Annotated in this window: 8 protein-coding genes; 6 read left to right on the top strand and 2 right to left on the bottom strand. The window is 40.2% G+C overall.

The genetic code is table 11. From position 1 onward, the window contains the following. Positions 1-29: 29 nt before the first annotated feature. A complete protein-coding gene (locus SanaruYs_RS16230) occupies positions 30-1,286 on the bottom strand; it encodes an MFS transporter (protein ID WP_127123647.1) in 1,257 nt (418 codons plus the stop codon). Positions 1,287-1,505: 219 nt separating this feature from the next. On the opposite strand from SanaruYs_RS16230, the gene pckA reads away from it, so the two are divergent. From pckA to SanaruYs_RS16200, 6 genes are all read left to right on the top strand, one after another. Beyond that, positions 1,506-3,119, top strand: coding sequence for a phosphoenolpyruvate carboxykinase (ATP) (pckA, locus tag SanaruYs_RS16225; protein WP_127123646.1), 1,614 nt, complete (start codon positions 1,506-1,508; stop codon positions 3,117-3,119). A gap of 129 nt (positions 3,120-3,248) precedes the next feature. Beyond that, the gene (locus tag SanaruYs_RS16220; protein WP_127123645.1) at positions 3,249-3,920 is read left to right on the top strand and encodes an SDR family NAD(P)-dependent oxidoreductase; all 672 of its coding nucleotides are present in this window, start codon (positions 3,249-3,251) and stop codon (positions 3,918-3,920) included. Between the two features lie 84 nt (positions 3,921-4,004). Next, positions 4,005-4,823: a prohibitin family protein gene (locus SanaruYs_RS16215; protein WP_127123644.1), complete on the top strand. Its 819-nt coding sequence runs from the start codon at positions 4,005-4,007 to the stop codon at positions 4,821-4,823. Positions 4,824-4,884: 61 nt separating this feature from the next. Next, positions 4,885-6,171: a citrate synthase gene (locus SanaruYs_RS16210; protein WP_127123643.1), complete on the top strand. Its 1,287-nt coding sequence runs from the start codon at positions 4,885-4,887 to the stop codon at positions 6,169-6,171. Between the two features lie 51 nt (positions 6,172-6,222). Beyond that, positions 6,223-6,486, top strand: a complete 264-nt coding sequence (locus SanaruYs_RS16205) for an acyl-CoA-binding protein (RefSeq protein ID WP_127123642.1) — start codon at positions 6,223-6,225, stop codon at positions 6,484-6,486. Between the two features lie 2 nt (positions 6,487-6,488). After that, a complete protein-coding gene (locus SanaruYs_RS16200) occupies positions 6,489-7,190 on the top strand; it encodes a 16S rRNA (uracil(1498)-N(3))-methyltransferase (protein WP_127123641.1) in 702 nt (233 codons plus the stop codon). Here SanaruYs_RS16200 and SanaruYs_RS16195 read toward each other — a convergent pair whose 3' ends face one another. Further along, on the bottom strand, positions 7,191-16,058 hold the full coding sequence (locus SanaruYs_RS16195) for a LamG-like jellyroll fold domain-containing protein (protein ID WP_218022461.1): 8,868 nt from the start codon (positions 16,056-16,058) through the stop codon (positions 7,191-7,193). It lies immediately after the preceding gene. Positions 16,059-16,172 lie beyond the last annotated feature (114 nt).

The raw sequence follows: 16,172 nt of genomic DNA, 5'->3' as shown, positions 1-16,172 counted from the left end.
TTAAAAGTTTAAAATTGAAAGTTTAAGATTTAAGCAGTTCTCTTTACCAATGTTCTGTCATAAACAATCATTAAAAGAGTAGACAGGAAACCAACGGCACTTAAAATATACCACATCGCAGCTGGGTTTGTTTCCATATAGTTATTTCTTAACCAATCGGCTAAATAGCCAGCACCAATTGAACCTAATGCTACAGGTAAGAATGCAAACCCCATATAAGTGCCCACCTGATTAGCAGGAGCCAGATTACTTACATATTCATAAAATCTAGGGGCTTGTGTAGCTTCACCAAAAGCGAATACTGCTATACCGATTACTGCTGCAGTTACAGTAGGTACAGCACCCACAATAACCCATGCTATACTTGCCAATAGGAAACCGACAGTCATGGCTGTAAATGCTTTCCATTTTTTAAAAAGTACGGCTAGCACAGGACTGAATACTATAATACAGAAGGCATCTACTGTCTCTAAAAATTCAAATTTTTCATACCCGAGCACATCCGTTGCGTAGAACGGAAGCAGGTAAAATATTTGCCAGAAAATAATCCAGAAACCGGAGAAGATTAAAAGAAAAGTGATGAATCGGAAATTACCGAATACCATAATCATATCTGAAAACACTTTGCCTAAAGTGCGTTGCTCACCCTCACCAGCGGCTACTGCCGGTTCTTTGAAGAACAATAGTGTGCCTAATAGTAATAAAAGAGAAGTCACCGAAGACATCACCAACACATATTCAATTCCTAAATCCTGACGGATGTAATAAGCAATAATTGGAGCAATGGCACCGCCTAGGTTTACTAATGAGTAATAAATAGAAAAACCCAAGGCTCTGGAACTTTCGTTAGTTGTTTTGGCAACCGTACCCACAATACAAGGCTTAATCAATGAACCACCCGCGGCAGTAAACATTAAAACAGCAATCACATAATTTCTGGCACCTACTGATGCCACTATATCCTGACCCCACTCCATACCGGCAAGGGCAATTAAAAAGTAGCCAATAGCAAATACTGAAAAACAAGCCATTAGCGTTTTCTTAAAACCATATTTGTCTACAAGTACACCGGTAAAAATTGGTAAGAAAAATATTACACCTGTAAAGAAGGTTCCTACCAAAGCCCCGGCTTCGTCTTCAAGCCCTACTTTTTTGGCGAGGTAAAAAGCCAAAATAGCCTTGGCGCCATAAAAGGCAAGGCGTTCAAATAGTTCAAGGACATTGGCAATCCAGAAAGTAGAGGAAAATCCATTGCGGACTTCCTGAAAACGTTGGTTTAAGGTCATGAAACGGTTTAAGTTTTGGTCAAAAAATTATTTTGTTTTTCCTGCTTACAAGACCAAATAATGCAGTCTATAAATGCCAAACCAAACAAAATTTTTTAGTCGGGGCAAAGTAGGCCATACAAACGATTTTCGCAACCCCCAAACAAGATTATATATCGTTGCCGCAATCGTTTGAAGTCTTATTTTTCTTACCTTTGGGGTCTTAAAACTAAATTCACCATGCAAGAAATAGGAATAAAACCGGAGAATTCATTCTTAAAGAACTTGGGCATTTTTGAGGGAACCGCGCATTGGAATCTATCTCCAGCTGAACTGACCAAAATCGCAGTCGCAAAAGGACAAGGTACCATCGCCAGCAGCGGTGCTATTGCCATCGATACGGGTGAGTTCACGGGGCGTTCTCCTAAAGATAAATTCACTGTAAAAGACGAGGTGACTGAAAACAGTGTTTGGTGGAATAACTTTAACATTCCTTTCGAATCATCAAAGTTTGATGCGCTTTACCGTAAAATGATACAATACTTTAATGGTAAAGATTTTTTTGTGCGCGATGCTATTGCTTGTGCTGATCCGCGCTATGCATTGAAAGTACGTGTACTTAATGAATATGCCTGGTCGAATCAGTTTGTCTATAACATGTTTCTGCGTCCTACAGAAGAGGAACTAAAAACTTTTGAGCCTGAATGGTTAATCTTAAATGCACCTGGTTTCCGTGCCAATCCTGAAGTTGATGGAACCCGTCAACATAATTTCTCTATTATTGATTTCAAACGAAAAATAATATTAGTTGGTGGCAGCGGTTATACTGGCGAAATCAAAAAAGGTATTTTCACTGTATTAAACTTTGTTTTACCACATCAGAAAAACGTATTAGCCATGCATTGCTCTGCCAATAGTGGCTCAGCTGGTGATACTGCTTTATTCTTTGGATTGTCAGGCACAGGTAAAACAACTTTGTCTGCCGACCCTAACCGCAAATTGATTGGTGATGATGAACACGGCTGGACTGAAGATAACACCATCTTCAACTTTGAAGGAGGGTGTTATGCAAAGTGTATTGACTTAACTGAAGAAAAAGAACCGGATATTTTCCGTGCTATTAAGCCCGGTGCAATTCTTGAAAATATTGTTTATAAAAAAGGTACAAGCGAAGTTGATTTTGCAGATGGATCGCGCACTGAAAACACACGCGTAAGCTATCCTATAGATCACATCAATAACATTGCTGTTCCTTCACTAGGAAAAAATCCTAAGAACATCTTCTTTCTTACTTGTGATGCTTACGGAGTATTACCTCCTATTTCAAAGTTAAATCCTGGTCAGGCAGCCTTCCATTTCATTTCAGGCTACACAGCAAAGGTTGCTGGCACTGAAGCAGGTGTAACGGAACCAACCATGACTTTCTCAGCTTGCTTTGGCGCTCCATTCATGCCTTTACATCCTACGAAGTATGCAGAAATGTTGAGTCGTAAAATGCGCGAGACAAACGTAAACGTTTGGTTGGTGAACACAGGTTGGAGTGGTGGTGCTTACGGTATAGGTAAGCGTATGAGCCTGAAGTATACAAGAGCATTAATCACAGCCGCTTTAAATGGCGAGCTTGATAAAGTAGACTATGTAAACCACGAAGTATTTGGTGTTGCCAAACCACAAAGCTGCCCTGGTGTTCCCGCAGAGATTTTAAATCCTCGCAATACCTGGACGGATAAAAATGCTTACGATGAAAAAGCAAATTACCTGGCTTCTGCATTCATGAAGAACTTTGAAAAATTTGCAGAGTTTGCTAATGACGAAATAATGGCAGGCGCACCACGTGTGAAAGCCTCTGTATAAACCTGATAAAATTTGTATGCAAAAGAGCCTCGCATTTGTGAGGCTCTTTTTATTTTTCAGGACCAGACAGTTTCCACCTCATATAGTTACCCTTCGCTAACAATTACCCGTTTTAATTGTTAGGAGAATATGTCTAAAACATATCTCATCGTAGGTGCCAGTTCCGGCATTGGTCTTGCCCTTAGCAGCTTGCTTAAAACAGAAGGTAATCAGGTAATTACTGCCTCACGTACCGGTGATCTTAAATTTGATGTACTTACAGATTCGTTCGATGTTTCAACATTGCCGGAGCGCCTGGATGGAATCGCCTACTGCCCCGGAAGTATTAATCTCAAGCCTTTCCATCGTCTGACCGCGCAAGATTTTAGTGATGATTTTAATATTAACGTTCTGGGAGCGGTAAAAGTCATTCAGGCTGTATTACCCAAATTAAAAAATGCTGAGCAAAGTGCTATAGTCTTTTTTAGTACAGTAGCTGTTGCACAAGGCATGCCATTTCATGCCTCAGTTGCATCAGCGAAGGGCGCCCTGGAGGGACTTACTAAATCGCTAGCCGCTGAACTGGCCCCCAAAATCAGAGTCAATTGCATTGCCCCGTCACTAACGGATACCCCATTGGCTGCAAAACTTTTGGCCAATGATGATAAGAAAAAAGCCTCAGCCGAACGACATCCACTCAAACAGATCGGCACAGCCGATGACATAGCCTCGCTGGCAGCTTTCCTTCTATCCCAAAAAGCTAAATGGATATCAGGGCAAATTGTTGGTATTGATGGTGGATTGTCAACCCTGAGAACTTAACATTAAAAAATGTGACCACTTTGCCTAACTTGATTTGATAAGCGCTATTTATAAGCTAAATTTCCTATTCATTAAAAAACAACTATGAACAACCGCAGACTTGTACCCTTTATTGTGTTGGGGGTAATTACCCTTTTTATTATTGCCGGAATTTCCTCAAGCCTCTTTTATACTATTGAAGCTGGCGACAGAGCCGTTCTTTTTTACAAGTTCGGAGCCGGACTTGACAAAGAGAATATTCAGGGTCCTGGATTCCACACCAAGGCACCTTGGAACGAAGTTTATGTGTATAGTGTAAGAGAACAATCAAGAGATGAGAACATGGATGTACTTGATAAGAGTGGTCTTTCCATTCATGTTGATGTATCTGTTCGCTTCAGCCCTGTGTCTGATAAGATTGGTTACATTCACGAACGTTTTAACAAAGATTATGTAAACATCCTGGTAGCCCCCGAAGTAAGGTCCACCGTTCGTCAGGTAATGGGTAGGTACACAGCAGAAGAAATTTACTCAACCAAGCGTGCCGAAGTAGAAACCACCATCAAAGAGGAATGCGAAAAAATTCTGATTGCCAACAATGTACACATGGTGGCCCTGCTTATCCGTTCTATTAACCTGCCAGAGCAAATCAAAGCAGCTATTGAAAGTAAGTTACAACAGCAGCAGGAAGCCCTGGCTTACCAGTTCCGTCTTGACAAGGAAAAAAGTGAGGCAGAGCGTAAACGTATTGCAGCCGAAGGTGAATCAAGAGCCAATCTTATCATTAATAATAGCTTAACAGATAAGCTACTTAAAATGCGTGGTATAGAGGCTACTTTAGAGCTTGCAAAATCACCTAATTCCAAAATAATAGTTGTTGGATCAGGTAAAGATGGCATGCCATTGATTTTAGGAAATAATTAATTTAAACGGCTTTTTCAAACAAATGATCGGTTCTATCTTTAACCGTTAAAATCTGAAGCTAATGGCGAAAACTGCACAACTTATTTACGATGGCAAGACTTACGAATTGCCGATTATAGAAGGGACAGAAAAAGAAACCGCAATCGACATAAGTGAGTTGCTGGAAAAAACCGGCTTAACCACACTCGATATTGGTTATAAAAATACAGGTTCAACCAAAAGTGCCATTACATTTCTTGATGGCGATAAGGGGATTCTTCGTTACCGTGGTTATAGCATCGAGGATTTAGCAGCCAAATCAACTTTTTTGGAGGTTACCTATTTGCTTATTTTTGGTGAGCTCCCTACTAAGGAGCAATTAACCAAGTTTACCAGCGACATCACAAAACATACGTTGGTACACGAAGACAACAAGAAGATATTAGATGGTTTCCCTTCTACTTCACACCCAATGGGCGTGTTGGCTTCGTTGTTCTGTTCTTTAACTGCCTTTTACCCTGAATCACTTGATCCTAACAGATCGTCTGAAGGTGTTTATTTAAGCATTGTGCGCTCTTTGGCTAAAATGCCAACCTTCGCAGCATGGTCATATAAAAATGCTGTGGGACACCCTGTAAATTATCCTGACAACTCCCTTGACTACTGTTCACGTTTCTTAAAAATGATGTATGCACTTCCTGCAGAACATTATGAAGTAGATCCGGTAGTAGCCAATGCACTTGATAAACTACTTATTCTACATGCTGACCATGAGCAAAACTGCTCAACTTCAACTGTGCGAATTGTCGGGTCATCAAAAGCCAGTATTTACTCTTCAATTTCTGCCGGTATTAATGCTCTTTGGGGACCATTGCATGGCGGTGCAAATCAGGAGGTAATAGTTATGCTGGAAGCCATCAAACAAGATGGTGGTAATATTGAAAAGTGGATCAACAAGGCAAAAGATAAAAACGACTCTTTCCGTTTGATGGGCTTCGGGCACCGTGTTTACAAGAACTTCGATCCGCGTGCTAAAATCATAAAGAAAGCGGCTGACGATGTGTTGGCTAAATTAGGCATCAACGATCCAGTATTGGAAATTGCTATGAAGCTTGAAGAAATTGCATTGCGCGATCCTTACTTCATCGAAAGAAAGTTGTATCCTAATGTGGACTTCTACTCTGGTATTATTTACAGAGCACTTGGCATTCCGGTAGATATGTTCACGGTAATGTTCGCAATGGGTCGTCTGCCAGGCTGGATTGCTCAATGGAAAGAATTACGTGAAAATAAAGAACCTATTGGTCGTCCACGTCAGGTTTATGTGGGTACGCAAAGTCGTGCTTATGTAGACATTACAAAACGATAAGTAGAGACAAATTATACTAACTTAGGGGCTGATTTATCAGCCCCTTTTTTTATGGAATTACAACAACAATTTGAAGCCGCAGCTGCCCGCTCTAAAGAACTAACGAAGCGCCCAAGCAATGAAGAACTTTTGCAATTATATGCCTTGTACAAGCAAGGTAGCGAAGGTGATGTAAATGAAGACAGACCCGGAGGATTTGACTTTAAAGCCATAGCTAAGCACGATGCCTGGGCAGAATTGAAAGGGAAATCTAAAGAAGTTGCTATGCAAGAATACATTGACTTCATGGATAAACTATATCAACAATACGCATAACTGTGCAGCTCTTCTTTCAACCAGATTTATCAGAAAACCATTGCTGGCTAACAGAGGAAGAGTCGAGGCATTGCGTTAAAGTATTGCGCAAACGTGAAGGTGAAGCCATTGTCGTTACTGATGGCTGTGGCTTTTTTTATGATTGTATTATTACGAAAGCCAATACACAGAAATGCGAATTTAAGATTCAGGAAAAACGCGCAGAACCAAAAAAATTATTTCGCATACACTTGGCGATTGCACCAACTAAGAATCCTGACCGACTTGAATGGCTTGTTGAAAAAGCAACGGAGCTTGGTGTTGACGAAATTACTTTAATCGATGGTGATCATTCAGAAAGATCATTTATTAAAACAGAACGCTTACTGAAAGTAGCCATTAGCGCCATGAAACAATCGCAAAAAGCTACCTTACCAATCATCAATCCACTAAAAAAATTCTCCAGCATTCTGGATTATCAGGCTGATCAAAAGTTTATTGCTTACGTAGATCATAGTAATCCAAAGCATTTATTGCACGAAGCGATAAAAGAAAAAAGTTATCTTATTTGCATTGGCCCCGAAGGAGATTTCTCTCAAGCAGAGTTAGCAAGTGCCATTGGTGCAGGATTCGTAAAAGTAAGTCTGGGTGATAGTCGCCTTAGAACAGAAACAGCAGGCATGGCTGCCTGCTGTTTGTTAAATGCAATACAAGTTAGTGTTTGATTAATCGACCACTACCCTTCTAAGTACACGCTTCTTACCCTGCGTCATTTCTACGATATAAATACCGGCACCAGACCAAGTGGCTGTGTCAACTGTTCTCTCAGCAAAGGTTTCACTTCCTATGCTATATGAAGTAAGTACTCTACCTGTCATATCTCTTATGACTACCTGAGCTTCATGTTCATTATCCTTAATAGAACGTATCGTTAATGCAGTACCTTCTGCAAGCGGGTTAGGGAACACGCTGATATTAAATACAGCGGCTTCACTATCATTTTTAACCAGTATAATATGAGAGTATTCAAAAGCTCCGTTATAATCAACCTGCTTTAAGCGGTAATAATTATTGCCCACCAATGGTGCTTCATCATCAAATAAATAATTTGAAAGGGCTGAAGTTGTGCCCTTACCTTGAATGATACCCATCGTAGTAAACGTTTCACCATTCGCAGAACGCTGTAATTCAAAATAATCGTTGTTTAGTTCAGAAGCAGTAGACCACTTAATTTTATTGAAGCCATTTTCGTTTCTACCAGTAAATGTTGTGAGTTCCACAGGTAGCGGATTAGCCGCCTCAGTAGAACCAAGGGTTACAATATTTTCGCTAAACGACAAAGTAGAAGATGATTCAAATGTTCCCCTTGCTTGCGTATTGCCACCTGGGAAGCTTTGACCACCATTGTTGGTCCAGTTAGTTCCATTCCATGACATTACAGTAAGTGCTTGTTGAAAAGTGGTATTTGAAGAAACATCACTTTCTGTACCCCAGCTTAAACCTACACGTGCAGTGCGTCCATTTGAAGTTGCAGAACCATCTGACACTTTCCAGTATTCACCTGTTGCAATAGTTAATATCAAAGGATCGGATGAAGTGAGATTATTAACCGGGTTACTCCTTGGAGCAGGAGCTGCGGCCACCTGGCCAACTGCTGAACCCGTAAAATATTCCATATCCCATGTTACTCCACCTACAGAGGCTGCCACAATTGAACCACTCCTCCATCTTCCTCCTTTTCCTATGGGGAAGGTAAAGCTGGAACCATCAGTTGTAATGACCTTATACAACTTACCGGAAACATAGGAGTTGGCTGAACCCGCTGTAGGTACTGCTGATGCACTTCCCAACATTGTAAGAATTGCTTGCGGGGTAATTAGTCCATTAGTAAGGATCAGCTGACTAACTACATCAGTGTTATTAGTGATAATCAATCCAGCACCGCTGTTATCTATCGCTAACCTATTTAGCGCTCTTCCCAAAGTATTTGTAAAATTACCTGAAAGAGACTGTTGGCCAGTCCCGTTAAAACTAAAACGCATCCCTCCTGCAGCAACTGTACCTCCTGTGAAGGTTGCAGCGTCAGCTACACTCATATTACCAGACACAGCTATTATATTGGAACTTCCTGATCCTCCAGTAAAGGTTCCACCAGAAATAATCAAATTTCTACCAATCGACTTGGCACCACCACCACCACCAAAAAAAGTACCAGCTGAAATTAAATCTCGAGTAACATTGAGCACTCCTTGAAAGTTTAAATAAGTGCCTCCTGTAATTAAAACATCATTTTGAACGGTAATAGTTCGACTTCTTACGTTTGAGAATGATCCTGAGCTTATCGTAAAATCATTACATATTATCAAATCATTATTTCCCATTGTTCGGGTACCTCCTTCGATAGTAAGATTTCTCAAAGAAGTAATTCCACCTAAAATTTCGTATGAACCTGACCCGCCAAAAATTAAACCTCCTCCAGAGCACGAGAAAAAGTCATCATATACAGCCGCAGGCACAGCAATAGATGAAGTGTTGCTGTCAATTCTAAGATTACCTGTGCCTGAAACATATCCAAGTCTATGCCCGATTGTTCCACTATTAATTGTAACTGTTCCATTGATTTGCGTAGAATAGAAACTAGCTCCATTTGCAGACAATACTAATTCATCACCCGGTCTGACAATTACTGCAGCACCAACAGGAGCACCTCCTCCTGGCACTAAGGGGGTATAAATTGCAGTTGTAAAATTACCTGATCCATTTGTAGTGTAGATGGGGACATTGTTTGGAATAGCTAAATCAACACCTGCAAAATAATCACCGGAAATACCTGAATCCGTCACTCCTGTAAAAGCAAACGTAACCGTATTAGCATTTTCATCTACTTCAAGTGTACTGAATTTATTAATCGATAATGTTGGGTTCGCGTCTGAGAGTATACGAGCGGCAATGTAGTCAGCCTCTGTTTGTGGGGCGGTTACAGACACTAAAGATTGTTGATACGTACAGGCCATAGAAGACCTGAATGTACTGGCAACATTATCAGCGTTAACAATCCAATGGTATTGTAATGCATTTTGCAGATCATCTATTTCAGGATCTGGCGCTTCCAAATCATTTACAATACTCGGATGCCTTTCATTAGCAGGTCTTACAGTAATTGTGGGCGTACCACTAGAGCCAGTAGTATTGGAAGGACTGCTGAAATCAAAAACTACTGGTGTATAACTTAACTGACCAACAGGAAAGGTAAAGTTTGTTGTATAATTTAAAGGGAATTGCTTCCTCACACCAAAGTCGGTAAATGAACTATTGGTCTGTATCATGTTAGTAACAGAGAAAGGATTTACTGGTGTAATAAATGCATTTTGAGTTAGGAATAACAAACTTCCTCCAATGTCTAAAACACCACGCTCTAATCTCAAACCATCAGTAATCGTGAAATTAAATCCATTACCATCTGGAATAATAACACCCGATGAATTATTAACCGTCACAATACCTAATGTTCCTGTTCCTGAACCTGAACGCTGTAATAACTGTTGAGTTGAACCATTAAAAATCAGCCCTTCTCCACTTGTAGCCGTAAGGCTACCATCTATAGTTGCATGCCTTCTCAGGTTTATAAGAGATGCACCTGTGTTGATACTACCCGCAGATAGAACTAAGTCACGATTAATGGTGATGTCCTTGTTTACCGTAAGTGTGCCCGCTCCCGATTTTGTAAAGTTATAGAAAGAAAGAGCAGAAGTAACACCTGAAACAGCAGCAGCCCCAGCATTTGTAAAAGTGGTCAGGTTATTTCCGTTTACATAAGAACCATCAACAGTAAAGTTTCTTCCAATCGTCAAATTAATGCCCTGCGCATTGAGTGTTGTAGAGGAACTAATAGTTAAATCGTTTGATACAATTAAAGGTAGGGTATAGATCTTTGCTACCGGACTATTTGATCCAGCTATGGTTAAGTTATAGAGTGGAACGGAAGATTTTATTCCAATATTTTGAGCTGTAACACCTGCTATAGTACTTGTATTACCAATAGTAATTAATGATCCAGTACCGATGGAAAAAGTTTCTGGCTCTAACCACAAAGAAGGCACTGTTGTGCTATTAATCCCATTGACAATTGTAAAGTTTCCGCCTGTGTGATTAAATTGACTACCTGTGTTTAGTACCTCAAATACACCTCTTATTGCTGTAGTCGCACCTCTGTTACCTACTGCAACATTGCCCCCACTTTGTGTATATTTTAAAATACCTGTGGTACTTGAAAGCCCCCTCCTAACTTGTCCGCCCACTGTCAGCGATCCACCCAATACTTCAATGGTTGCATTTCCTGAATTTGAATACTCGATATAGTTTGCGAATCCGACACCGGCATCAAGGGTTACTGTACCCGTTGTAACTCTCAGTAAACCATCTAGAATAACATTGGCATTGGTATTAGTGGTTGTAATTGATACTGTACTTCCATTAACATCAAGTCCGGCTGTTCCTGGAATGGTAAAATCACCACCACCTGAAGTCAAGACATAAGTACCAGGATTGTTGAGTGTTAACAAGCCATTGGTTAATGTTATTGGCTTTATTGCTGAATTACTTAGTGCATTGAGTACAACTGATCCATTAATGAAAAATCCTGAAGATAAATCACTACCCTTGTTACAAACAATACGGTTCAAGTCCGGTACCGAAGTTGAACTTCTTGTATAGCTGTTATTTCCTGTTCCATGAAACTCAAGATTAGCCAATGGTCTGTTGGCTGCTCCATTATACAAATCCAACACACTGTTATTACTAGCACCCTGAATGATATCTCCTTTTACAATAATAGTGTTCTCCACCGTTGCCACACCTGGATTGTTAACATTCACAATTCTGTTTCCCGGATTGCTAAAGGGGTCTTGCGTATAGTCTATATTCCTGTCAATAGTTACAGTAATAGCCGGAGCAGCACCCGGCAATTGAAAAGTTCCACCTAACCAATACCCTAACACCAGATCTCTTTTAATAGCAACAGCTTGTAGGGGTCTAACTACAGCATTTCCTTGAACTATGAGATCTGAGTTAACGGTAATGTTCTGGTTAACCGTGTAGGTTGCACTCTCAAACATCAGGTTTGGAATTGGCGTTGGAATAGTGGTTAGGGTAGCATTACCACCGAAATACAAATAATAAGAATTGGGATTAGTACCAAAATCATTAAAGTCACCATTTACTACAGGCGCGTCAGGAGCATCAAAAGAGATCATTCCTGCTCCTGTTACAAAACCAAGATTGTTGGTGCCCGCAGCATAAAACTGTAAGCGAGGTACTGTTTCCGGATTAGGACTGACAACACCTGTTGCATCAAATTGCAAAGCAGCAACAGATACTGTTCCTGTTAACACATTTACTCTGTGACCATTTCCACCAGAGGATTGAATGACTACGATACTACCTGCGGTTGGTACATTTGGTGGCCCACCAGAAGTTGCATTTCTTGACCAGGTTGATCCTGTGTTCCAGTCACCTGAAGCCACACTATAATAAGTGTCAAGCACACCATTAAACCTGCTGGTGCGTGCTGCAGTATAGTTGGCCGCCTCCAAAGTAAAGCCTGCACCTGGAAATGTTAATCCATTGCTTGTACCATTAAAAACTATTAAGTTATTGCCTTCATCAACATTATCGACCCCACCCGTATTAGGATCTTGAATTCTATCATAAGGTGGGAAGTCTGTTACTTTACCAGCCACATATTGATTCTCATTGGCATCAACATCTGCCTGATCATAACGAAATTGATATGACACTGTTGGCAGCGTTGTGAAATTTGAATAACTCACTTTCCAATAAAAAGATAAAATGCTTTGAGCTCCGGCAGTAGTCTGCAGTACAGCATCAACAGGCACAATACGAACCAGACCATTATCACTGAAAGACTGGAATTGCGGTCTGGCAGGTGCATATTTACCAGCAACCCCTAACGGATAGTCAATGGCTCCATTACCACCAACATATAACTCAAGTCCGCCATCTGAACTTAATCCTGAAGTCTGAATCATTTTTGTTGCACTGAATGGACTTCCTGCTAAAACAGAAGTTGAACTGTTTAATGATAATTTATTAACGCCAATACTGAATACCCCGCTCGTCATGGTAAGTGTGCCTAAAATAGTGAGATCTCCATTAGCCAATGTTACCTGAGGGCTGGCACCGGTATTATTTAGTTGCAAATTATAAATGGTGGCTCCCACTGAATTAAATGTTTGTGCTACTGTGCCATCAAAAAGTAATCGACCAGTACTTGTACTCTTACCAACAGTGAGTCCACTGGCTATGGTTACTGTGCCTCGTGTAGAAACTATAAATGAATTGTAGTTGAACAGTCCATTGTTAATGGTTAAAGCACCATTAACTCGTAATGCTGTAGCATTACCAGTAGCAATTAAAACCTCATCCGTTATATTTTCCTTGTCTATGATGAGATTATTAAAAGTCTGCGTCAGAGAAGTGTTACCAAAAATAAGGGAACTCACTCCTTCACCATTAATGGTTGTTGTATTTGTTCCGTGGGTGTAAGTGGATCCGTTATTGAGATCAATATTACCACCAACTGTTACATCCGCACTGTTAGTTATGAAATTAACAGGGCTCTCAACAGTAAGATCATTAAGTACGACCAACGGTTGTATCGGTAATGAAGTAAAGCTACCACCTGAACCAGTATCGCCTGAATTAAGCTCTACTACTGTAGCCGTACCAGCAGTTCTGCGCATCAACACATTCCAAAAAGGAGCTCTAGAGGTTACTTTGTAAGAATTGTTATTACTAATTTCAAAAATAACGCGTCCACCAGTTACTGAAATATTGGCTGGATCACTATTGATGAAAATAGCGCCACGTGTACCATCTGTTCCTCCTCTTGTACCTTTTACAATCAAGTCTCCACCACTCATGTTAAAAACATTACCGGGATAACTAAGACTAAAGACATAATATTGTAAACCTGTTCCGCCAGGTCCATCACCGTTTACTGTTACAGTTCCACCAGATTGTATGTAAGAGCCAATATTGGTTGGTCCCTCTACTGAGGTTCTGATTTGGTTGGTGGTTACCGTACCGCCTTCTATAATGATGGCGCCATCCTCGCGTGTTGTAATACCTGCAACAACATTTGCTGTTAGGGTACCATCGCTTACCCTTACCTTGCCGTAAGGGACAAGAGAGTTACCACTATTTTTATTTAAAGTGCCACCATTAATCCAAATCTGTGCACCTTCTGAAATATTATAATTGGAGGCTGTACTGAGCACAGGAATAACTACATTTTCCTTTATCTCAACCGTACCATAAATTAAACCTAGCGCATTAGCATTTGTTGTCAACTGCGTAACGGAGCCGTGATCTTCATTAGCAAAACCGAAAAGGTTAAAATTCGCTGTATTATTGGCGCTTAGCGATGTTTTGTAAGAATCATTGGTGCCCTTACTTATTTCTATTCTATAAAATCTAGTTACACCATTACACTCAATTTCCTGATCTTGCGTTGCACTTAGCGTATTAAAATCAACTATACCATTGCTGGCTTCACTACCATAAGTTGCGCTAACTCTGTTGGTAAAATAAGCAGTACCTCCATCATTTATAAAGTCTCCATAGAGATTGAACTCATGTCTGGTGTTGCTGTTGTTTCCTGTTCCTACTCTTATCCCCCCACTTGAAGCTACCTCAACGTCACCAAATACGGTCATTATTCTGTTGGCAACAGTAACATCATTGTTAAAAGTAAATAAACCGTTATTGATTTTAAAGTTACCATTAAGGGTAAGATTAGTTTGAAGGTTTACTAAATCGTTACTGCCAGTAAGGTTTATTTCAAGATTATTGAAAGTTCTAACAACATTCAAAATCATGCCTGTACCACCAATCTCTACAGTGCCCCCTACAACCTGATCTGCAAAATCTGTAACATCTCCTGCTGGAAAATTGTCATTTGCCCCAGACATCCTTAAAAGCCCTGCGCCACTAATGTCGATGAAATTATGACCTGTACTTATGCCTATATCAAGAGTACCTATCAATTGTAAACTGCTTATAAGCACATTGTTATTATTGATTGTAATGGTTTTACCTGATCCAATAACAACGTTATCACTCGGTCCCGGTATATTATTACCTGGGTTTACAAATAATGGAAACAAACCACCGTCTAAAGTCCATGACTGAGGGTCTTCCCAATTTCCGCTTTGGTAGCTGTACCATGTTTTATTGCTTAAACCGGTAACAGGACTGTTAGTGAGGTCTAATGTTCCTAATGTATAAACACCATCCGTTAAACTAGCATCCGGAACAACAAAAGTAATCTGGTCACCTGAAATTGATTTGTTTGTATTATTAATAGCAACAACATCGTAATTACCTGTACCTGTGTTTCTTCTTAATAATACATAATTGTCTTTATTTTGAGGGAAATCTCCATTTACACCTTCACTAAAATCAAAAGTTATAGTAGCGTCAAAGGTTCCTGCCTCGTCAAAATACCAAGTTCTGTTCCATCTTTGCACAACCCCACCACTTCCAAGATTTGTGGTAACAGCTGAATTGGCAAGTCCATTATGGCCGATAACCAAAAACTCTCCATTGTTATTGATAGTGCCCGAAGAAGGGCTTAAAATTAATCCTTTCGAGTTAGCAAGTAGATGTTGCGTTCCTGATGCCTGCCCAATACCAACAACATCAAAATCGTGGTTTAACGTTGATCCTCCTGCTACATCGCCACCGTAGATATCACCTGTAGTCAGAGCAGTGCTATATTTTGCTGACAAATAATTCTCCACAATCTGTCGCTGGGCAGCGTTTAAAGCTGTGCGATAAATTATTACTTCTACAATAGAACCTTCTAAACCTGTATTTGTATTGGCATCATATGTACCAATAAAAAGGTCTGATGTATTATTTGCGATCAAATTATCTCCTGTAACAGTTCCTACCGCGCTTCCATCTCTATAGCCGTTTTTGGTTCCTGCATTCATCACAAATGCAATAATATCGTTTTGATTAAGGGCAGTATTATTGGTTCCGTTTAAATTTGATGCAGCCGCAGTACCCACTACAACCTGGTACCGAGGATTGGTGGTGAGTGCAAAATAATAAGACTGATCAGTGTTACTAGCAGTCCTTTTGGACAATAGCCCCAGCGTTGTATTTGGTACGTTTGATGTAGGTCGTAACACTACAAAAACCGTCAATTGATCTGTATTGTCCAGATTATCATTATCTGCAACCCGTAAAAAGAAATTTGAAGCTGCAGTATTAAGGAAATTAACAGAAGATAGATTATTGAAATCAGTATCGCTACCAGTATAGGTTGGCCTGGTTCCCCCTGTAGCTGTTGCATGGTTGTTATTACCAGATTGATCTAACCAACCATCAACAAAACCACCACTGGTGCTAATACCAGCATCTGACTTTAGCCAAAGCACGTTTTGTGGCTGACTACTTGCCCCTGAAGAGTTTCCTACCCCCCCAGGACCAGTTTGGGAATAAATGTTTTGATTTAAGAATAGGATCAATGCCAAAAGGCAAGACAGTCGTAATAAAGTGGGCATACGCATTACTTTTGAAGGGGCTAGATTAAAGCTAAACAAATCTACATTAAAGAATTCAAATTTCGGTCCAATAGTAAATGCATTACCATAAGCTTTAAGACCACGTCATAAATC

Source organism: Chryseotalea sanaruensis, from assembly GCF_003990915.1.
Lineage (GTDB): Bacteria > Bacteroidota > Bacteroidia > Cytophagales > Cyclobacteriaceae > Chryseotalea > Chryseotalea sanaruensis.
Note: the sequence above shows the minus strand (reverse complement) of the source record. Positions and strands in the feature narration are given on the sequence as shown.